Below are 19,989 nucleotides of genomic sequence, written 5' to 3' on the forward strand. Positions count from 1 at the left end.
TAATTTACCATTTACCAATTACTAATCACCAATTACGGTTTTATAAAACTCCCCTATCTTCTTCATATTCATTCCATATTCCGCGCGCGCGGAGATCATATTTGCATTCAGGCCTGCGGCTTCCAGTCGCAGGTCTTCTCTTTGGATGGCCAGCAGGATGCCGTCCGCGATGGACTGCGGATCATTGGGGTTCACCAGCAGGCCGTTCTGCCCATGCGTGATCCACTCACGGATGGATTCGAGATCGCCCGCGATCGGGAAACATCCGCAGGCGATTCCCTCCAGCAACGAGTTGGGTGTGCCATCGTGAATGGCCGGCGAAACAACAATTTGCGCGCCGCGAAACGTCTCTGCCATTTGAAGGTGTGAAAGCTGGGGGTTCAATTGCACCGCATGTTCGATCTTTAATTCCTGCATCCATTGCAAAGCCTGCGACTTTCCCTCCATCGAAGAAAAAATAAATTTCGCGTCGCTGCGCCTTTCAAGCACCAGCGGAATGGCTTTGAAATAGGCCTCATTATTGACATAGGCCCGGAATCCGCGCGGATTAATGATGATCGGGTCCTTCACTGGATTTTGCGGCGGATAAAAAACATCGCTTCTGATCCCGCCGTTGCCGGGGGTGACCAAAGTGGGTTTTTCTGCGCTGAGACCCCATTCATGTGCAAGGCGGATATCCCGTTCACAATCGGCGTGGAGCGCAGTTGTTATCGACATTGTCCGTCGGGTGTAATATTTCATCAGCGGTGTGGACGGCGCGTGCAGGGTAAAGTCGTTGCCCCAGATGGATACGATCAACGGCACGCCTGTGCACGCTTCCGCGGCGAGCATGCCTTCATAAGGCACTCTCAGCGCGTGGACCAGGTCTGGTTTAACTTCTTGAATAAAGGCACGGAGTTTTCGCGCGGAGCGGGGAATGGTCAACGGGCCAAGCCACTGTCTGATGGCGGTGACCAGGCCTGAGGTTCGCCCTGAAGCGCTGCCAGGTTTGGTGCTCTGTTTTTTGACAGAGCTAAAAGCCACAGGGGTAAATTCCAGCCGATTAATTGGGAAGTCCACATCACAGGCAAATGTGGATGCAAGATAAACCTCGTCGCCGCGTTCTACAAAATAACGGATCCAGTTTTGCGCGATCGGGGAACGGCCATCAGCCACAAAGAGAAGTTTCATAGAGTGATTATATACATATTGTCCGTATTCGTGAGGCGTAGTATAGTTGCGTAATGAGCAAAAAACGTGTCCTTGTCGTTGAAGATAATATGGATTCTTATGAATTAATGCGTTTCGTTCTCGAGAGAAACGGCTATGAAACGTTTTTGGCTGTGAACGGGCTGGACGGGGTCAGCGCCGCTCAAAAGCAAGTTCCGGACCTTATTATTATGGATCTCTCCATGCCGATCATGGATGGGTGGACAGCGACCAGCCTGATCAAAAAAGACGAACACATCTCCTATATTCCTGTGATTGCGGTAACTGCGTACGCCATGCCAGGTGACCGCATCCGCGCGCTGAATGTGGGCTGCGATGAGTACGTCACCAAACCCATGGACTTGCTTGACCTGGTGGAGACGGTAAATCTGTGGGTGAATAAAGGGAAAGTAATGTGATATATTTCACAATTCTGGACTTAAAAACAAGTCAATAAAAAATAATAAACAAAGAGGAAAATTTATGAAACAAATTTGCGTCGTCGGCGTGGGATACGTCGGTCTTGTAACAGCGGCATGTTTTGCCGATCTTGGCAACCGCGTCACAGCATTGGATGTTAATGAACAGCGCGTTGAAAACCTTAAAAAAGGCATTATGCCCATTTACGAACCCGGTCTCGACGAACTTGTAAAACGCAATGTCAACAGCGGGCGCATCACGTTCACAACTTCCTATAAAGAAGCGTTGAAGGATGCTGAATATGCCTTCATCGCCGTCGGGACTCCCTCGGATGCGAAAGGCGCGGCGGACTTGCAGTATGTGGCCGCCGCCGCCAAGTCGATTGCCGAGAATATGAATGCTCCGCTGATCATCATCAACAAATCCACGGTTCCGATCGGGACCGGTGACTGGGTGGCCGACATTGTGAAGGGCGCCCAGCCCAAGCCGATCGGCTTCTCGGTCGTATCCTGTCCTGAATTCCTGCGTGAAGGTTCTGCCATCGGCGACTTCACCAACCCGCACCGCACCGTGATCGGTTCGTTGGATAAGGATGCCGCCAATAAGGTGGCGCATTTGCACCTGCCGCTGCGGGCTCCGATCGTCATCACAGACCTGCGTACCGCCGAGATGATCAAGTATGCCAGCAACGCGTTCCTCGCCACAAAAATTTCCTTTATGAACGAACTGGCTGACCTGTGCGAACTGGTCGGCGCGGATGTGAAGGAAGTTGCCGCCGGCATGGGCTACGACGCGCGCATCGGCCGTCACTTTTTGGATGCCGGTCTCGGCTGGGGCGGGTCGTGCTTCCCGAAGGATGTGGAAGCGCTGGCTTTTATGGCAAAGGAAAATGGACTCAACCCGCGCATTTTGAATGATGTCATGGAAGTTAACTATGACCGTCGCAAGGTTGCGGTCGAGCACGTTGAAAAAATGGTGGGCGGAGATTTGAAAGGCAAGACCATCGGTCTGCTGGGGTTGGCATTCAAGCCGAACACGGACGATATGCGCGACGCGCCGGCCATTGATATCGCTGAAGCGTTGATCAAAGCGGGCGCGAAAGTCCGCGCTTACGACCCGGTGTCAATGGAAGTTGCCCGTCCGATCCTGCCCGCTGTGGAAATGTTCGACGAGCCTTACAAGATGGCGAAGGATTGCGATGCGTTAATGGTCGTGACAGAATGGAACGAGTTCAAGCAGCTCGACCTTGAAAAAGTGAAGGAACTGCTCAAATCCCCGGTCATTTATGATGGACGCAATATTTACGATCCCAGGTTGATGCGCGAGATGGGTTTTAACTATCGCGCCATTGGCCGATCCTAGCCTTTTGACCAATTAATGATCAGGTCGGATAGTCGGGTACAATTTCCGTCTATCCGACTTTCCTTTTGACAAGAAGACAAGAAGACAAGAAGACTATATGACCACTCCTCCAGTTTGTAATTACGAAGGCTCCGATTATCAGCGATCTTTTTGGGAGCAGGGCGGGCGTGAATATGAAGACCGTGCCGAAGCGATCGCGCTCAAAAGAATGCTCCCCGCAAGCGGAAAACTCATGCTTGAGCTTGGTGCCGGCGCCGGCCGCAATACGCCGCGCTACTCTGGTTTTGAGCGCATTGTCCTGCTTGATTATTCCACCACGCAATTGATCCAGGCTCAGGAAAAACTTGGCAGCTCCGACCAATATATCTATGTTGCCGCGGATATTTACCGCCTCCCTTTCCGGGACGGTCAATTTGACGCCGCCACCATGATCCGCGCCCTGCATCATATGGCGGATGCGCCCAAAGCCCTCAGGCAGATACAGAAAGTTCTTCGTCCGAACGCGATCTTCATTCTTGAATTTGCCAATAAACTCAACCTCAAATCCATTTTGCGTTATCTGCTTGGCAGGCAGAAATGGAATCCATTTACGCTTGAGCCGGTCGAGTTTGTAAAATTGAATTTTGATTTTCATCCGAGAGCGATCCGCAATTGGCTGGGAGAGTTGGGGTTTTCGATTGAGAAGACGCTCACCGTTTCGCATTTTCGGCTGGGTTTGTTAAAACGCATCGTTCCCGCCAGGTTGCTCGCCGCCTTGGATGGATTTTTTCAGCCCTCAGGGAAGTATTGGCAATTCACGCCCAGCGTGTTTGTGAAGGCAAAAAACAAAAGTGACAGCCGCGCTGAGTCGGCCTCGTTGAGTGTGGTCGATCTTTTCAAATGTCCTGATTGCGAAGGCGAAAAACTTGAGCAAAATAGCGGTCATTTGCATTGCCCGATCTGCGAGTCGAATTGGTCTGTGGAAAATGGCATTTATGATTTTCGTGAGCGGATGAAGTAGAATACACGAAGTTCAGTGTGTATGGGTTGGAAGATATTTACATGACGAAACCACAAGAACCATTCCCTAAAGTTCCCCCGTTTTATATACCGCCCGCCAAACCACCGCGTAAAAAGAACATTGATATTCGCGGGATGCTTAGCATTATTACCATGCTTGTTAGCCTGGCCGCGCTGACTTTGTCCATGCTTGGCGCAACGAGATTTATCCTAGACATATTTGATGACGGGCTCGCCGGCAGCCTTGATGGATTATTGGTCAAGTTGATCGTGCTTGGATTTGCATTTTTCTTTGGCTGGGTCTTCGGCCTGGTCAGTATTCGCGTTTTTGGCAATCTGGTTTACCCCATTGTGATTCAGATGTACGCCTGGGGATGCCTTGTCGCCGTCAGCCTCCTTTACATAAAAGTTATTCAAAAGCTATTCCTTCAAAATTATGACGCCTTGCACTTCTGGGCTTATTTATTCATGTTGTTGGGCGGGCTGTTCGTTTTGATCTGCCTGCACCTGATGGTGGAAGACCATGAACTTCGCCCCTTCGCCATCCCTTTGCTTGTGATCAGTGTACTGCAACTATTTGTGATCATCGCTCGATATGTCTTTGTCGCCAACCCAAATGGGTGGATGCTGTTTGGGGACTTTGCGATCCTGGGCGTCATGGTCTCGATCTCGGCATTGATGCTGGCTCACATTGGGATCCTGTCACCGTTGCGTAACTTGATCGATGACCTCTTCACGGCGAGTACGAATTCAAATCATAGAGAAGAGTAACGCGCGCTCGAAAGCGCTGAATCAAAAAACACATCGCGATCCGTAATCTGAAAAAAATATAAGACGGCAATAATTTTTTAATGGAGAAAAATTTTCACAATGGAAAAAAATAAATCACCCCTTTTCTATTTTTCCCTTACCATTATTCTGCTTGCAATGCTGGCCTTCTTTGGCCCGGAAGAAAAATCGCTGGGAGCGAATGTTAAGATCGTTTATCTGCATGGCGCCTGGGTATTGGCGGCCGAAGCCGCATTTATCGCCGCCGCGCTCGCGGGTTTTTTTGCCCTGATTCTGCGAAAGGAAGTTCTGCACGCATGGTCTGCCGCGCTCGGCCGCACAGGCATTATTTTTTGGCTGACTTATCTTCCCCTTTCGCTTTGGGCGATGCAATCCAACTGGAACGGTCTCTTTCTTGCCGAGCCGCGTTATCGCCTTGCCATCATGTTTGCAGTGACGGGAGTCTTACTCCAGCTCGGTCTATGGCTTTTCAATATCTCATGGCTCACATCTTTTGGGAATATTCTATACATCATCACATTGCGCGTGGTCTTTGCAACTGCTCAAAATGTGATGCACCCGCCGCCATCCCCCATTTTTAATTCAGGCCTGTGGAATATCATACTTTTTTTCGTAGGCTTGAACATCCTCGCATGGATCGCCGGGTATTTCCTGACGCGCTTTTTCCTTGGCTTGCGGCCCGCTAAAGAATAATCAGATTGCGAATACGCTTTCAACTGATCGTCTTCATGCTCCTGCGCACCATCCTGAATACAGCACACAGGATGGTGTATCCTTTTCTGCCTATCTTTGCGCGCGGGCTTGGCGTCGATATTTCCACCATGTCGCTTTTAATGACTGTTCGCTCGCTCATCGGAGTGACCAGCCCGTTGTTCGCTCCCATCGCAGACCGGCGCGGGCGTAAATTTGGCATGCTGCTGGGCGCGCTTGTTTTCACTTTGGGCGTTGGTTTGGTTGCCATCCATCCATCAATCTGGACCCTGGCCGCAGCGCTCATTCTGGCCGTATTGGGAAAATACATGTTCGACCCATCCATGCAGGCATACTTCGGTGACCGCATTCCTTATACACAGCGCGGCACCGCCCTGGCCGTGACAGAAGTGGCCTGGTCGATGTCATTTATTCTCGGCGTGCCGTTGATGGGGTTTCTTATCGCAAAGTTTGGCTGGTCTGCGCCATTTCCAGTACTGGCGGTGCTGGGACTTCTCGTCTTCATAACGATCTGGCGGATTGTCCCGCAGGCAGACCCGCATCACGAACTGACGGCGGATTCGCGGGGAGGGTATCTTGCCGTGTTTTCATCCAAACCCGCACTCGCAGGGGTTTCAATTGCCTTATGGGCCAGCGCCGGGAATGAACTGGTTAATGTGATCTTTGGGGTCTGGCTCGAAAATTCTTTTGGATTGAAGATCGCTGCTTTGGCTGGGGCATCCGCTGTGATCGGGATTTCAGAATTAAGCGGAGAGGGATTGGTCGCCTTCACCACAGACAGACTCGGCAAACCGCTCGCTCTGACCCTTGGTCTGGCCGGTAACGCCCTGGCATCCATTCTGCTCCCGATCATCGGTCAAACTCAAACCGGTGCGCTGATCGGGTTATTTCTGTTCTACATTACTTTTGAGTATGTTATGGTCAGTCATATTCCCCTAATGACTGAGCTGATCCCATCAGCGCGCGCTACGATGCTCTCCTTAAATGTGACCGGGCATTCAATCGGACGTGCCTTGGGTGCGTTTCTGGCTGCGATCATTTATCAGCGCCTTGGCTTTGTATTCGTGTCTCTGGCGGCTGTAGTCTTTAACCTGGTCGCGATTCTGGCGCTGCGCCGAATGCAAAAAGGATGATAAATTCTTGTTAAGTACACGAAAAAAGCCCTGTCGTCGGACAGGGCTTTTTTCGTGAAATCAGAGTAGATTAGACAGCGCTAAGGCTGGTGTTGATTTTGCTGAACACGTTGCCGATAATCGGGCCTAAGATCATCAAAGCCGCAATAACGACAATAGCTACCAAAACAAGAATCAGCGCATATTCAACAAGACCCTGACCTTTTTCTTTGGGTGAAAATAACATGGGAAAATATTCTCCTTTCTTTTGGATTTCTCAGAAAGGTCTCCTGAGATGTTTCTATTGTACAATACCCCCCAAAAAAAACAAGTGTCCTATGACACATTTCTTAACAATTATGTTAACCTTTCGAAAACGAAAGAAAATCATGCGTATCAAGAAATTGGTCTTAAAAATAAAATGCCGCAATACAGGGAAGTCCCTCAACGGCTATTCCTGTGATATACGGCATTTGTTACAAAACAAAAATATCATGAGGTGGAGAGGCTGGAGTTGATCTTGCTGAAAACATTGCCGATCATCGGTCCCAGGATCAGCAACGCCGCAATGACAACAATGGCTACTAAAACAAGAATTAAAGCATACTCAACAAGACCCTGCCCTTTTTCTTTGGATGAGAACAACATGTCTTTTTTCCTCCTTTCCAGAGGATTCCCGAAATTATATTACGTGGTTATTTCAATTCTACATCCATTATCTCAAATGGCAGGTAAATCCAGTGTAAATTTTTTGTGTACGGCGGCGCTCAAAATTTGGGAATATCTTATCAAGAGAGGTGTAACTGAAAAGCGGTTGTGAAAACTCAATTGTTTTATATCCGCTAAAAGAAGCCAATCTTCCTGTCATGTTGTTTTGGGGTTGTTTGGCGGTTGTAAGCCCGCCAGGCGAACATTTAACCACTTCTTTTTCTCGGGCAGTTTTGATATATGGTAAAATCGCTTTCGCCTGGAGGGGTGGCCGAGCGGCTGAAGGCGCATGTCTTGAAAACATGTTTGGGTCACACCAACGTGGGTTCGAATCCCACCCCCTCCGCCAGGCTGATCTTATCCGTAGTGACAGCTTTAGCAACTGTCCCTGTGCGACTGGCCGAATGTAAGAAGTCGCTACTACAAAAAAATGGGGAGGTGCCAGAGTGGCTGAATGGGCTCGCCTGCTAAGTGAGTGCCGGCTTTAAAACCGGTCGCGGGTTCGAATCCCGCCCTCCCCGCCATTGGATAAACTTTTACACTGCACACGTGAAGTTTGTCCATTTTGAGAGTTCGCCCGGGACGGCGAACTCTCATCCTTTTAAAAGACAAACCACTTAAATTATTTGTTTATCAACAAGTGCCAAGTCCTTGACACCTGTGTTCACTTACAGACAAATTTAACTTGATGGCAGTATAGCAAAGCCATTTCAACGGGTCAATAATTTTATGCCAAATAAAATATATTCCCCGTTGATTCAGTCCATCCTGACAATGGAGCAGCCAAACGGAAGAGATGTATGAATTCAGCTTTTGGTTTGAATCGAACTATTTTCTTCTGGGAAAAATCAAAATAAACATATTCCAAGAGAAGATGCAAAATTTGGTATTTTTCTTCATCGGTTGCTTCACCCAAAAAATCTCCCAGACTTTCAAGACGCAGTCCAACTTCAATAACCCGAGCGCCATCAGGCACAACCAAGCTTTCTTTTTCCGCAAGTAATTTTGAGCTTCGGCTTTCATACTCGCTCTCACTAAAAGCGCCATCGGCAAAAGTGCGTCCCAGCCGGCGTAGTTCATCAGCGATCTGAACTCGGCGATTTTCGATTTGCCTCACGGTATCCATATCATCCATCAACCGTTCAATTTCTTTATGCCAGTTTTCTGGCAAGCTAATATTGGAAATGAATGCAAATACCTGACTTTCTGCATTTTTCATTCGAACGATCTTAGGGGAATATATACAATCCAAACCCCTCGGTCCTTGTAGGTCCTCTATGCGCGGCGAGTAGCGATTTCTTTCACAAAACAATAGATTTAGAAGCCAGAAAAGTAGGAATGTCTAGAAATTTTCATTGTAATAACTTGCCATGTATGGCATAATAATCGCATGAAATTTGAAAGGCTGCTATCCCTTGTTGGAGAACAACCCTTCTTTGAAACAGGGCTGCTTCTTGCCGGGGATGTGGATCCTGCCCATGTGCAGCGCCAACTGTCCCGTTGGGTGCGAAGTGGTCGTATTCGTCAACTACGGCGCGGGCTGTACACACTCGCTCCGCCTTATCAAAACATCATTCCTCATCCATTCCTGATCGCAAACGCCTTGATGCCAGGTTCCTATGTCAGCGCACAATCTGCTTTGGCGTTTTATGGATTGATCCCCGAATACACGCCTCGCACGTTGAGCATGACCTTACTTCGCCCATCACAGTGGGAGGGCGGATATCATTTCCAACATTTAGCTTCTCATTTCTTTTTTGGATATCAACTCGTGGAGCTTTCTCAGGGGCAACAAGCGTTCGTTGCCTTGCCTGAAAAGGCTCTGCTCGATCTGGCACATCTTACGCCCAAGGCAGATTCTCCCAACTACCTCAGCCAGCTCCGTTTGCAAAACATGGATCGCCTGGATCTTGTCCGCTTGAATGAATTTGCAGAGCGCGCCGCGAAACCAAAATGGCGGCGGATTGCCGCACAAATTGGATTACTTGCCTTGCAGGAAAAAGATGAATACAAGGACTTGCCATGAAAGAATATCTAAAGACGCTGATCCAATCTTTGTCATCCCCTGTTGAAGCACATAATCTGGCGCGCGAATATTTACAGGCATTGATCCTGCAAAGTTTGCAGCGTGCAGGTGCAATGACCACGATCGCGTTTCATGGCGGCACAGCGTTGAGGTTTTTGTATTCACTACCGCGTTATTCCGAAGACCTTGATTTCGCGCTTGAAAGAAATCCCGTGTCCTATGATTTTCGTTCCTATCTCCAAACGATTCGAAAAGACCTGGAAGCGCAGGGCTATACAATTACGCTCAAAGTAAATGATCAGAAAACAGTCCATAGTGCTTTCATTCGTTTTTCAGGGCTGCTTTATGAATTGAAATTATCCCCACACCAGGATGAAATACTGGCGGTCAAACTTGAAGTGGACACCAATCCGCCTGCAGGGGCAGTGCTGGACACCTCTATGGTTCGCCGTCATGTCCTATTAAATTTGCAACATCATGACCGCGCATCTTTATTGGCAGGAAAACTCCATGCGATCCTACAACGCCCTTATCTAAAAGGTCGCGACCTTTATGACCTGATCTGGTATTTAAGTGACAAGAGCTGGCCAGATCCAAATTTGGTTTTGCTCAATAACGCGCTAAGCCAAACTGAATGGATAGGAGCAATGTTTACCGTTGAAAATTGGCGTGAGATCGTCCGCTCGAAAGTTGAATCTATTTCATTTGAACAAGCCCTGGATGATGTGCTTCCGTTCCTTGGTGCAGGTGAAGATATTGACTTACTTAAAAAAGATAACCTTTTAGGCTTGCTCAAATAAGGGCGCACAACCTCTCTTGTGCGAGCATATTCCGCTTTTTAATGAGATGGGTTACCTCTGGCTATCGGGAATATCTCAGAAAAATATGCTCGTATAATTTTTTTCCCTACAAGATTTATTTGCCTTTAAATCGAATTTCATTGTTTCTCGTTGAACTTGAATGCGGGTGAAATGCGGGCTGAAAATCAATGGAATGTTCAAAGCATACTTGAGCCAATCCAGACCCAATCGAAAGAGACTTTTATCGCGACGATCTGTGCGGTCAATCAAGGACAACTTGCCTTTCGCGATGACAAAAAAACCTTGGGTGATCATCCAAATGTAAGCTAAACATGCAGCGATCAACAAACGGCTCAAGCGAGTAGGATCAGCCAAGTGACTCTTGTGAAAGAAAGCCTCTGCTCTTTTGGTCGGAGAAGAATGTTTCAGCGAAATCGTCGCGATAATATCGACAGGCTTCAGGCATTCTCCATGTTGGTGATGAGAAAATAGGTTCTTCATAACCAGAACCCCACCAACCAATACCATTCAATGTCACCGTTGAAGTCTACGTGAAACCAACATTTATATGAATTCCAGATTGGCGGGAAAGGTCCCAACGACCCGAAAGCCAGGCGATATGGATTCCCTGCTTATCAGGACGAAGCAGACGATGATTTTAAGTTGGCAGGGGATGTGAAGCAAACTGCTATTGACGCCCTGAATCTAAAACAGGATCAATCCTTTGGGTATTGGTTTGATTTTGGAGACGACTGGTGGCAACAGATCAACGTGGTTGTAATCGAGAAAAAAACGTCAAAAGGCAGGTATCCTAAAATTATTAAAAAGGTTGGAAAAGTCCCCCGCAATATACGGATCCTGATGAGTAAAAAACTTTCAACCTGCGCATGGCAGATGATCAGGATAGAATTGAGAAAAAAAGAGAACTCGCAATATCTAAAATTTGTGCAGCATGATAATCCCGCTTCTCTTGTGGGCAAATACCAAATCATCAAAAAAATCGGCGTGTCGTCCAAAGCTGCTTTGGATGGGTAAATCGATATTTACTTTGAGGAGCTGTGAAGCATGTCAACTATAATGTTCCGTGCGAGACGATCATCCAAACAGGAGAACCTGCTATGACCCGCCACCGTCGCCGTCACGCGCAGCGCCTCGCATTGCCTCTTGCGATTCCCAAACCCCATGACCAAGCCTCCTCCTATCCATCCCCAAGCGAACGACTTCGCATCTTCGCCCGTCGTGAGCAGCTGATCAAAGCGCTGATCAATTTACGTGTTCAGGGAAACCTGGACGAGGCGCAGGTCAACGATCTTATAGCCGAATACGGACCAGATGAAGTTATCCGCGTTTCCCTTGTTCTCCAGACCAAGTTTCAACATAGCGGTTTTCTCGTTGACGAACCTCAGATTTACCGTCATTACCGTCTTGGCTTCGCCCGTTTTGGCGGAAAGCGTCGCTTACTTTCGCAACCCGAGCAGGAAGAATTGAATTTTGAACGCGCCATGATGTATGCTCAACGCGAATTCAAATCCCTGTTGCCGTTGAAACCGTCGCCGCGTGAGAATGAACTCCAAGAACTGCTGATCATGGACTGGCATTTCTGGGAGGATATCACCCCGCTAGATATTCCTCTGCGTCGCAGAGTACCCCCGCCCGCCTCCTACCTCCCCGCTGATCCCGACCTGGGGCTGGGATCTCGACCGGCAGAACTCCTTCGCAACCAGCCGATCTGGAGCATATCGTCTTCGACAAACCGCAAAGGGATGGGGGCGAGTTGCGGCGCCCTGACCTGCTTGGCGTGTTGCACGCGTTCAATTCCGCCCGTCATCTGGCAGATTTATATACTCTTCCCAACGATTGGCTTTCCGACTGCCTGCCCAAAGTTTGGGCGCAAATGGGAGCGCCTGTCGAAAACGTTCTCTGGGAAACTGAAGAACTTGAAGAGCTGAAGTCAAGATCGCCATCAGCACTGCGTTCAAGAAAAAACTAGTTGACACAAAAATAATGAACAAGAATGATATTTCCTTCCTAAACGATTAAACATGAAGCACGTGAAGAATATGAATTGTCCATGTATGCTAATGGTCAATTCACCGGCAAATCGGAACACGCTTTTCTTATATCAGAAAATATATATTTAAATGAATGAGGTGAAACACAATGCCAAGAAACGGTCCCCGCCTGCCCAAAGAATTTGCAAATTCCAATCTCTCGCGCCAATCAAAATTGGGTCCACGCAATCTCCAACGGCGAATATCCAATATTGGGTTGTTGGGTCATTCAGGGTTGGCGGGAAGAAGGAATCACAAACGTTGTCGTTGCCCGCCAGCAGGACGCTGATAAAGTCATTTTTACTTCATGCCTTGTGGATCTTTATTGCCTCGGCATTAAAAACGCATATGCTAATGCGGATTATCCATTGAAGAAATTTAAAAATGGATTACCCGACATGTGCAACGGCGAGCCTGAATCTTGTTCCATCGAACTTGCCCACGAGATCATTTACGGCGGAATGGAGTACGCTGCACGATATGGTTTCAACCCGCATACTGATTTCACCGCACAATTTTGTGACCAGGTGCTCGACCCGCCAGAGACTCATCCGCGCATAAATAATGTGATTTTTGGCAAAGACGGTCAGCCGTTCTATATCTCTGGCCCCCATGATGATGACCGCAAGATCCATTCTGTTATCAACACCTTGATGCGCACTGCAGGCGAAGGGAATTTCCATTATCTTGCCGGGATCAGCCCAACAGCACTCTTCGGTAAACATCCTCACGACTAAAGGCGGAGGCTTTTATCCCTAGCCCGGTAGGGCTGAGATCAACGGCAGGTTTACAACTGCCCTGTCCCGAAGAATTCGAGACGCGTTCATGTCCGCTGGCGCAGAAAATCCACATTGGACACAAAGGAAAATACTTTGAGATTTTCGATTGGCTTTATCAACACACATTCGGGGCAGGTGCGCGAAGTGTTCCTTGGAGCAACAAAGATCACAGGAACCACAAGATCGCCAATAAAACCAGAAGCCCGATCTGCATTGCCCAGCCGAACCCATCACCGATCAAAATATAAAGCGTATCCACTGAGCCGATCGGAGTTTTCACATTTTGAATCCCTGTAAATCCAATTGCATTCTCTGTGAACATATCCACGCGGTTGATCTGGCGCCCATAGGCATCCACCACTGACGACACACCCTCACCCGTCTGGCGGAAGATGCTCATGCCGTTCTCGACGGCGCGGAAGGCTGCCATGCCCGCGTGAATATCCTTCACTTCGAGCCAGTCATTTGAAGGGATGAAGAGCAGATCCACGTCTTGTTCGCCAGCTTGTTTGATCACTGCAGGAAAGTCGGCATCCCAACAGATCACTGCGCTGAGTTTTCCATGGGGAGTATCCACAGTTTGTATAGTCCCATTGCCTGCCAGTGAGCCTTCAAATTGATTGCCGCCATACTTGACATGCTCCAACACGATGCCGCCGTTCGGGGCGATAATGTGAACAATATTCTCAGCCGGCTTTTTTTCAAAATCGAAAGTAGGCAAAACGATGTAGATGTTTTCTTCCTTCGCCATTACCGAGGCCTCAGCCAATAACTTTTCGATCTGATCGGTATAACCCAGGCCTGCGCCTTCCTGCAAGACAACGATATCCGCTCCGCTTTGCGCGAATGAACGGATTTGATCCAATTCCTGCGCGTGTAATTCTTGCGCTGTTTGACGAAAGCCCGCTTCATCCTTCGCCTGAAGTTGATTCAGCGCCTCTTGCAGTTTTCCGTTTGGAAGTGAGAAACCTGCGATCTGGGCGGTTTGTTTTGGTTGGGATGGGAGCAGAATCCGCCCAAATCCAAGACCAAGGATCAGGGCGAGTATCCCAGCAAAAGTCAGCGAGAGGTGCGTGAATTTGAATCCGCATTCCCAGAGATGATTTGTCAAACTCGCAAACCAGCTGGCGACGAATGTGATTCCCCACAATCCAGTGATGGAAGCGATTTGCATAACCGTGAGAAAATCCCGCTGGGAATACGCGCCTGCGCCAAATGTCCCGAATGGACTCCCGCTGGCCGAGAAGAAATCCATGGCGGTGGCGGCGATTGGATACACAAGCGTCAGCCACGCGGAGGAGCCGAAGCGGCGATGGTACATGCGGTCGATGACGTAGGGAAGCAGACCGATGGGAGCCATGAGCAGAAAGAAGCCTGCTTCAGCCAGAGGATGGATTTTGGATATGAAAGTTGCGCCTTGCCATGAGATGATGGTGGAGACGGCAGAGACGAGCCAAAGCAAAAGGAAGTTGCGCCCCGCCTTGTCGCTGTCGCGGAAGAAGCGGATGCCGAAGACGGGCACGATCCATGCCGCGAGCGGGATATTCCACTTGCCGCCGATGAATAAGCCGAGGATGAAGATGATTGCGAGATAGAAGTATTTTTTGTTCATGAGATGTCTCCTGTGTGGTAATTACTAATTGGTGATTGGCGCTATTGTATGGATTTGTCCCTCTCTCCACATCGGCCATTCCGTGCAAAAGTGGACACTGTCCATTCGGACAATATGAACGTGCGCCCGCCTCAGGTAGAATATGTGCATGGAACAAACCAATTCGCAAAAAGGCCAGTTTGTTGGATTTCCCTTTTATATTTTTATTACCGTTCTGCTCGGGTTTATTGCGGTAATCAGTATTCGGGATGTGTGGAACACAGGTTCCTTGTTTTATGCCATCCTGTGCGGATTGCTTTTCACCCTTCATATCGGTTTATATTGGCTGAACCTGAGGCAATTCCAAAGCAAGTATTGGTGGGAGTTTTATTATTTTACTCAAACCATTCTCATTATCGCGTTGGTGGCTATTCCTTATGGAACGCAAATTCATTTCACCATTCTCGGGTCAGCGATGATCTCCCTCATCGGCGAGGTTCTTGGGTTATGGGGGAATACGTGGCGGGCTTTGAAATTGGGTTTGTTCTATTTTGCTATTACGTTGGTGATTCTTCTTCGTCTCGTTGCCCCAGGCGATCTGGGAGCTGCCCTTTCGACCCTGCTTATCAACGGCGGTTTTATCATCCTGTTTATGGTGGTACTAAATCAGCAATTGGCCGAGCGCCAAAAAGCCGTGGATCTGGCCGAGTCGCTTGAAAGCGCCAATGCTAAACTCGCTGCCTCCGCCGCGAAAATAGAAGCACTCACGCTGCAGAATGAACGTCAGCGCATGGCGCGCGAATTGCACGATACGCTTGCGCAAGGAGTGGCGGGACTGGTCTTGCAGCTTGAAGCGGTCAAAGCACATCTCGGCGCGAATCGAATCGAACGCGCATCAGCCATCGTTGAGCAGTCCATCACCCGCGCACGCAGCACCCTCGCTGAATCCCGCGCCGCCATCGATGATCTGCGCGCCGCACCTGCAAACTTAACCGAAGCAGTGCGCGAGAAAATAGATCGCTTCACACAGGCGACAGGAATTCCTTGTGAATTGGAAATTTCTGTAAACAAAAATCAGCTATCCCCTGGAACGACCAGCCATGCGCTCAACATCCTGAGCGAATCATTGACAAACATCGCCCGCCACGCACAGGCAACACAAGTCCATGTGAAGTGGATGCTTCAAGATCAAAATCTCGAACTTGAAGTCCGCGACAACGGCAAGGGGTTCGATGTGAATCAAAAGTCAAACGGAAGCTATGGCCTGGTTGGGATGCACGAGCGCGCACGCCTGACAGGCGGCATGCTTTCCATTGAGTCAAATAATGGCGGCACATGCATTCAGTTCAGCGTGGGGAGGTCATAATGATCCGCGTGATGATCACCGATGACCATCTCATTGTCCGTGAGGGCTTGCGGCTGATTCTCGAAACCGCCGACGATATCGAAGTTGTCGGTGAAGCCACAGATGGTGCAGAGTGCTTGCGTCTCGTCCCCGAACTCAAGCCTAATGTCATTCTCATGGATCTGCAAATGCCGCGCATGGACGGCATCACCGCCATCGAACATCTTCGCAAAGATCATCCGCAGATCGCCATCGTCATCCTCACCACCTACAACGAAGATGACTTGATGATTCGCGGCTTGCAATCTGGCGCGCGTGGATATTTACTCAAGGACTCCAGCCGTGAAAATTTGCTGGATGCGATCCACGCCGCCGCAAGGGGTGAAACATTGTTAAAGCCGGATATCCTTGCCCGCGTACTCGCGCCTCAGCCAAAGCCTGTATCCGCACCCCAAACTGACTCTATGCTGACAGAGCGTGAGCTTGAAGTGTTACAGTCCGCCGCGCGGGGCGAGCGTAATAAGGAGATCGCATTTAAATTGGGAATCACCGAACGCACGGTCAAAGCGCACCTTGCAAGTATTTATCAAAAATACGGGGTGGATTCGCGCGCCGCCGCTGTCGCCGTCGCGGCGCAGAAAGGATTATTGGGATAGAGAGCGGTGGAAATAGTTCGCTATAATTGAGCTATGTCAAATGACAATAAAACTGTATGGTCGTCCGAAGATGGAGATCTGCGTAAGAAACAAAGCGGATCCTCCCGTGATAATTCCCTGCCATCTCAGCAGCAGACTGTGTATCTGCATCGAGAATCCAACGGGCGCGGCGGGAAGGCTGTGACACTGGTGAAGAAGCTTGTTCTTTCTGAAAATGACTTGAAAACATTGGCGAAGAAATTAAAACAGGATTGCGGCACAGGCGGGACCATCAAGGATGGCGTGATCGAAATTCAGGGCGAGCACCGTGAGAAGATCGCCGAAGTGTTGAGGAAGATGGGGTATAAAGTAAAAATTGCGGGCGGGTGAATTTACTACCCTTGTTTTGAATAATACAACTCATGCACGAGGTCATATACTGAAGTGAGAAGTTGATCCTCGTCGCTGCGGCACATCAACCTCTTTTTTCATCCCCGTTCCATTCAACATCGAAGGTTCTGGCTTCAAACGGGCTGATCCTGTTCTTCCATGCGATGGATAACAGGGTGAAAAATCTGCGGAATTGAAGCAGGGCGGGGAGCGGGTCTTTATAATCCAGGATCACATCATCACTGCTGAGGAATGTTTCCAACCAGGTCTTGAATTGTTTTTTCTGAAGCGCTGCCGGTAACCCGTGGATCAGCATTCCGATTGCAAGCATAAGGGGACGGTGATTGATCGGTGTGGCGCATTGCTGATGAGGATTATAGAATGCTTCTATAAACTTGGGGTTGGATGCAAGCAGGTGCGCGCCGCTTGTCGTGCGCGGATTACATTCCAGAGCGACAAGCTGTCCATCCGCTTTCTCAATGAAATCAAAACCGATCTGGCCCGTGAATTTATTTTTCTCGACAAATGTTTTTACCCATTTGAACATTGCCGGATGTTCAATATGTTGAAAAGCGACGACCGTTCCCAATCCAGCTTTAAATGTGGCGGGATAGGCGGTATGGGCGGTAATATGTCCATGATGGCAGATGCTGTAGGTGCTGTAATGCTTCCCAGAGGTGTAGCCCTGCGCCACCCAGGGAATGGCAGGATCAAACTTCAGGGTGGATAATGCCAGTTTTAACGGAGGCAGGATCATGGTCTGCGAGGCGAAGCGGGAATAAACCGGCTTAAGAACAAGTTCCCGCCATTGTGCGTACGCGTGAAATAGATCGTCTTTTGATCTGATGAGCATCGTCTCAGGCGCGGGAAGATCATTCGCCATTGCGCTGATGACAAAACTCCATTTGCTGTGCAGTTGATTTAATTTCGTGATGGACTCGGAAAAAACGGCACAGGGTAATTCATTGCGTTCCATGGCAGCATAGAATATCTCTTCGCCTGTGGGAATGAACAGGTTTATTTTATTGTCAACGATGATATTTCTCAGCGCCTGGATAAATGCCTTTGTTTGGTAGCGCGGCGATGGCACAAAGAAATTTTTTGTAATGGCGTTGCTTGGCTGGGATATATGCGCGCGAAAAGATTCAGCCATAAAGACTATATGGCCAGCTCTATGAAATGCGCGGGCGAGGTCAAGTGTGGCGGGTGCGCGCCCGCCACTAAGCAGGATATTCATCAATAAAAGAATGGTGTGTCAGCATGAATTGATTAAGTAAGCCAGCTCATTCGTTTGGATGACGCTGGCGATATTTGTCCACAAACCAGCACAGTGAGTGCACTTTGAGGTTATTTTCTTTGGCATATTTTAACCCTGCGCGTACCAGCAGGCTTCCGATCCCGCGCCCTTCGAGTGCGGCAGGGACGCCTGTGTGTGTAAAGGTGATGGTGTCTGCGCTCAAGTGATAATTTAATTCAGCCGTAAATGTATCGAGGCGTACTTCAAAACTTTTCTGTTCGGGGAGATGAATAACTGTAAGGTCGGAGTTCAGCATAAATTTATCCTTTGTCCCAATTGTACTCTCGAAAAATAATGACATTGACCCGCATTCCGTTTGAATTTACAATGTTTAAGATGTTGCTGAAATTTGCAGGATTTTTTCGACCGGATCATGACCCTCCACTTGCGCGCTGATCCCGCGTTGTCAAACTTTAACCCTAAAATTTTTCGGAGGAAAAATGCCCACACCCATTATTTCAAAACGCGCGCCAATTTACGCTGATGTTCCGGATGAAAAATGGAACGATTGGCGCTGGCAGTTAAGTCACCGTCTGAACACTGTGGAAGATATCGAAAAGGTCTTGAATCTCACCGAGAGTGAACGCAAGGCTCTGCAAACTCAAGGTCTGTTCCGCGTGGATGTGACGCCTTATTTTATTTCTTTGATCGACCCTGAAGACCCGAATGATCCCGTTCGCAAGCAGATCATCCCTGTTTCAGAGGAAATGAACGCCTTTACCTCCATGATGGAGGATTCGCTGGCGGAAGACCGCCACTCTCCCGTGCCTGGACTTGTTCACCGTTACCCTGATAGAGTTCTCATGCTGGTAACGACCCAGTGCGCGTCGTATTGTCGTTACTGCACACGCTCACGCATTGTAGGCGACCCCGGCCAAACCTTCAACCGCCAGGATTTCGAGATGCAGATCGAATATCTCAAACGCACTCCGCAGGTGCGTGATGTGCTGCTCTCCGGTGGTGATCCGCTTGTTTTGGCTCCAAAAATTCTGGAAGAATTGCTCACCCGCTTACGCGAGATCCCGCATATTGAAATTGTCCGTATTGGGTCGCGTGTGCCGGTCTTTATGCCAATGCGCATTACGCAGGAATTATGCGATATGCTCGCGAAGTTCCACCCGCTCTGGTTGAACATCCATGTCAATCATCCGAATGAAATTTCCAAGGAACTTGCCGAAGCCTGCGACCGCATGAGTCGCGCCGGTATTCCCTTGGGCAATCAGTCCGTCCTGCTTGCGGGCGTCAATGATTGCGTTCATATGCAGCGTGAACTGGTGCAGAAATTAACCCGTATCCGCGTGCGCCCGTATTATCTGTATCAATGTGATCTGGTCGAAGGATCGGGACATTTCCGCACACCGGTTGCAAAAGGCATTGAGATCATCGAAGGCCTGCGCGGACATACCTCCGGCTATGCCGTCCCGCAGTTCATTGTGGATGCCCCTGGCGGGGGTGGTAAGATTCCCGTCATGCCCAATTACCTGTTGAGCATGTCTGACCATAAGGTGATCGTGCGTAACTACGAAGGATATGTGACAACCTACGAAGAGCCGACCGAGTACAAGTCACACGACCCGAAGACGTGTAAATTCTGTCAAAGCAAACGTCCGGAACCCGGCCAGACCGGCCTGACCGGCCTGCTGGATGGCGACCAGCTATTCATCAAACCCGAAGGTTTTGATGAATTACATAATCGTGATGGTATCCAACACCGATTAAAGGACGAGAACAAGTGGAAACCGCTTGGGATCGGGTCCGGTGAGACAGATTAGGCGATGACTGAGGA

The 19,989-nt window shown here is 49.0% G+C and carries 22 protein-coding genes, 2 tRNA genes and 1 pseudogene; 17 read left to right on the forward strand and 8 right to left on the reverse strand.

Annotated elements, in window-relative coordinates; genetic code table 11:
* Nucleotides 1–21 precede the first annotated feature (21 nt).
* Nucleotides 22–1,170, reverse strand: a complete 1,149-nt coding sequence (locus tag IPL17_RS05525; protein ID WP_345306079.1) for a glycosyltransferase family 4 protein — start codon at nucleotides 1,168–1,170, stop codon at nucleotides 22–24.
* Between the two features lie 53 nt (nucleotides 1,171–1,223).
* Here IPL17_RS05525 and IPL17_RS05530 point away from each other — a divergent pair, with 53 nt between their 5' ends.
* The 6 genes from IPL17_RS05530 (at nucleotide 1,224) to IPL17_RS05555 (ending at nucleotide 6,602) form a co-directional block, all read left to right on the forward strand.
* Nucleotides 1,224–1,607: a response regulator gene (locus IPL17_RS05530; RefSeq protein ID WP_345306080.1), complete on the forward strand. Its 384-nt coding sequence runs from the start codon at nucleotides 1,224–1,226 to the stop codon at nucleotides 1,605–1,607.
* A gap of 64 nt (nucleotides 1,608–1,671) precedes the next feature.
* Nucleotides 1,672–2,970: a UDP-glucose/GDP-mannose dehydrogenase family protein gene (locus IPL17_RS05535; protein WP_345306081.1), complete on the forward strand. Its 1,299-nt coding sequence runs from the start codon at nucleotides 1,672–1,674 to the stop codon at nucleotides 2,968–2,970.
* 97 nt (nucleotides 2,971–3,067) lie between these two features.
* Nucleotides 3,068–3,970: a class I SAM-dependent methyltransferase gene (locus IPL17_RS05540; protein ID WP_345306082.1), complete on the forward strand. Its 903-nt coding sequence runs from the start codon at nucleotides 3,068–3,070 to the stop codon at nucleotides 3,968–3,970.
* A gap of 41 nt (nucleotides 3,971–4,011) precedes the next feature.
* Nucleotides 4,012–4,740, forward strand: coding sequence for a hypothetical protein (locus IPL17_RS05545; RefSeq protein WP_345306083.1), 729 nt, complete (start codon nucleotides 4,012–4,014; stop codon nucleotides 4,738–4,740).
* Nucleotides 4,741–4,839: 99 nt separating this feature from the next.
* Nucleotides 4,840–5,451, forward strand: coding sequence for a hypothetical protein (locus tag IPL17_RS05550; protein WP_345306084.1), 612 nt, complete (start codon nucleotides 4,840–4,842; stop codon nucleotides 5,449–5,451).
* A gap of 5 nt (nucleotides 5,452–5,456) precedes the next feature.
* Nucleotides 5,457–6,602 carry an MFS transporter gene (locus IPL17_RS05555; protein ID WP_345306085.1) on the forward strand — a complete coding sequence of 382 codons (1,146 nt, stop codon included), beginning with the start codon at nucleotides 5,457–5,459 and terminating at the stop codon, nucleotides 6,600–6,602.
* Between the two features lie 70 nt (nucleotides 6,603–6,672).
* Here the strand turns inward: IPL17_RS05555 and IPL17_RS05560 are convergent, their stop codons facing one another.
* Together IPL17_RS05560 and IPL17_RS05565 are read right to left on the reverse strand one after the other, a co-directional pair.
* Nucleotides 6,673–6,828 carry a Flp family type IVb pilin gene (locus tag IPL17_RS05560; protein WP_345306086.1) on the reverse strand — a complete coding sequence of 52 codons (156 nt, stop codon included), beginning with the start codon at nucleotides 6,826–6,828 and terminating at the stop codon, nucleotides 6,673–6,675.
* Nucleotides 6,829–7,073: 245 nt separating this feature from the next.
* Nucleotides 7,074–7,229: a Flp family type IVb pilin gene (locus tag IPL17_RS05565; protein WP_345306087.1), complete on the reverse strand. Its 156-nt coding sequence runs from the start codon at nucleotides 7,227–7,229 to the stop codon at nucleotides 7,074–7,076.
* Between the two features lie 321 nt (nucleotides 7,230–7,550).
* Between IPL17_RS05565 and IPL17_RS05570 the strand changes: the two genes are divergently transcribed.
* Together IPL17_RS05570 and IPL17_RS05575 are read left to right on the forward strand one after the other, a co-directional pair.
* Nucleotides 7,551–7,638: transfer RNA gene (locus IPL17_RS05570), tRNA-Ser, on the forward strand.
* Between the two features lie 83 nt (nucleotides 7,639–7,721).
* Nucleotides 7,722–7,813: transfer RNA gene (locus IPL17_RS05575), tRNA-Ser, on the forward strand.
* 203 nt (nucleotides 7,814–8,016) lie between these two features.
* Here the strand turns inward: IPL17_RS05575 and IPL17_RS05580 are convergent.
* Nucleotides 8,017–8,508, reverse strand: coding sequence for a hypothetical protein (locus tag IPL17_RS05580; RefSeq protein ID WP_345306088.1), 492 nt, complete (start codon nucleotides 8,506–8,508; stop codon nucleotides 8,017–8,019).
* A 171-nt stretch (nucleotides 8,509–8,679) separates the two neighbouring features.
* Here IPL17_RS05580 and IPL17_RS05585 point away from each other — a divergent pair, with 171 nt between their 5' ends.
* Nucleotides 8,680–9,315: a hypothetical protein gene (locus tag IPL17_RS05585; protein WP_345306089.1), complete on the forward strand. Its 636-nt coding sequence runs from the start codon at nucleotides 8,680–8,682 to the stop codon at nucleotides 9,313–9,315.
* On the forward strand, nucleotides 9,312–10,115 hold the full coding sequence (locus IPL17_RS05590) for a nucleotidyl transferase AbiEii/AbiGii toxin family protein (protein WP_345306090.1): 804 nt from the start codon (nucleotides 9,312–9,314) through the stop codon (nucleotides 10,113–10,115). Before IPL17_RS05585 ends, IPL17_RS05590 begins: the two co-directional genes overlap by 4 nt.
* A 75-nt stretch (nucleotides 10,116–10,190) precedes the next feature.
* Here IPL17_RS05590 and IPL17_RS05595 read toward each other — a convergent pair whose 3' ends face one another.
* Nucleotides 10,191–10,643 (reverse strand): hypothetical protein, encoded by a 453-nt coding sequence (locus IPL17_RS05595; protein WP_345306091.1) that lies wholly within the window; start codon nucleotides 10,641–10,643, stop codon nucleotides 10,191–10,193.
* A gap of 39 nt (nucleotides 10,644–10,682) precedes the next feature.
* Here IPL17_RS05595 and IPL17_RS05600 point away from each other — a divergent pair.
* The 3 genes and pseudogenes from IPL17_RS05600 to IPL17_RS05610 all read left to right on the forward strand — a co-directional run.
* A pseudogene (locus IPL17_RS05600) lies at nucleotides 10,683–11,150 on the forward strand (hypothetical protein); the annotation flags it as partial.
* Nucleotides 11,151–11,233: 83 nt separating this feature from the next.
* Nucleotides 11,234–12,064 carry a hypothetical protein gene (locus IPL17_RS05605; RefSeq protein WP_345306092.1) on the forward strand — a complete coding sequence of 277 codons (831 nt, stop codon included), beginning with the start codon at nucleotides 11,234–11,236 and terminating at the stop codon, nucleotides 12,062–12,064.
* 470 nt (nucleotides 12,065–12,534) lie between these two features.
* Nucleotides 12,535–12,903 carry a hypothetical protein gene (locus tag IPL17_RS05610; RefSeq protein ID WP_345306093.1) on the forward strand — a complete coding sequence of 123 codons (369 nt, stop codon included), beginning with the start codon at nucleotides 12,535–12,537 and terminating at the stop codon, nucleotides 12,901–12,903.
* Between the two features lie 208 nt (nucleotides 12,904–13,111).
* Here the strand turns inward: IPL17_RS05610 and IPL17_RS05615 are convergent, their stop codons facing one another.
* The gene (locus IPL17_RS05615) at nucleotides 13,112–14,557 is read right to left on the reverse strand and encodes a nitrilase-related carbon-nitrogen hydrolase (RefSeq protein ID WP_345306094.1); all 1,446 of its coding nucleotides are present in this window, start codon (nucleotides 14,555–14,557) and stop codon (nucleotides 13,112–13,114) included.
* A 148-nt stretch (nucleotides 14,558–14,705) separates the two neighbouring features.
* Between IPL17_RS05615 and IPL17_RS05620 the strand changes: the two genes are divergently transcribed.
* The 3 genes from IPL17_RS05620 to IPL17_RS05630 are packed head-to-tail and all read left to right on the forward strand — an operon-like array spanning nucleotide 14,706 to nucleotide 16,906.
* Nucleotides 14,706–15,902: a sensor histidine kinase gene (locus IPL17_RS05620; RefSeq protein WP_345306095.1), complete on the forward strand. Its 1,197-nt coding sequence runs from the start codon at nucleotides 14,706–14,708 to the stop codon at nucleotides 15,900–15,902.
* Nucleotides 15,899–16,537 (forward strand): response regulator transcription factor, encoded by a 639-nt coding sequence (locus tag IPL17_RS05625; RefSeq protein WP_345306170.1) that lies wholly within the window; start codon nucleotides 15,899–15,901, stop codon nucleotides 16,535–16,537. The genes IPL17_RS05620 and IPL17_RS05625 overlap by 4 nt, the downstream gene beginning before the upstream one ends.
* Nucleotides 16,538–16,570: 33 nt before the next feature.
* Nucleotides 16,571–16,906 (forward strand): stress response translation initiation inhibitor YciH, encoded by a 336-nt coding sequence (locus IPL17_RS05630; protein WP_345306096.1) that lies wholly within the window; start codon nucleotides 16,571–16,573, stop codon nucleotides 16,904–16,906.
* 85 nt (nucleotides 16,907–16,991) lie between these two features.
* Here IPL17_RS05630 and IPL17_RS05635 read toward each other — a convergent pair whose 3' ends face one another.
* Entirely contained in the window at nucleotides 16,992–18,059 is a 1,068-nt protein-coding gene (locus IPL17_RS05635) for an ATP-grasp domain-containing protein (protein ID WP_345306097.1), read from the reverse strand.
* Nucleotides 18,060–18,189: 130 nt separating this feature from the next.
* Nucleotides 18,190–18,459 (reverse strand): GNAT family N-acetyltransferase, encoded by a 270-nt coding sequence (locus tag IPL17_RS05640; RefSeq protein WP_345306098.1) that lies wholly within the window; start codon nucleotides 18,457–18,459, stop codon nucleotides 18,190–18,192.
* A 184-nt stretch (nucleotides 18,460–18,643) separates the two neighbouring features.
* On the opposite strand from IPL17_RS05640, the gene ablA reads away from it, so the two are divergent.
* Nucleotides 18,644–19,975 carry a lysine 2,3-aminomutase gene (gene ablA / locus IPL17_RS05645; RefSeq protein ID WP_345306099.1) on the forward strand — a complete coding sequence of 444 codons (1,332 nt, stop codon included), beginning with the start codon at nucleotides 18,644–18,646 and terminating at the stop codon, nucleotides 19,973–19,975.
* Nucleotides 19,976–19,989 lie beyond the last annotated feature (14 nt).

The organism is Candidatus Villigracilis saccharophilus (assembly GCF_016711665.1).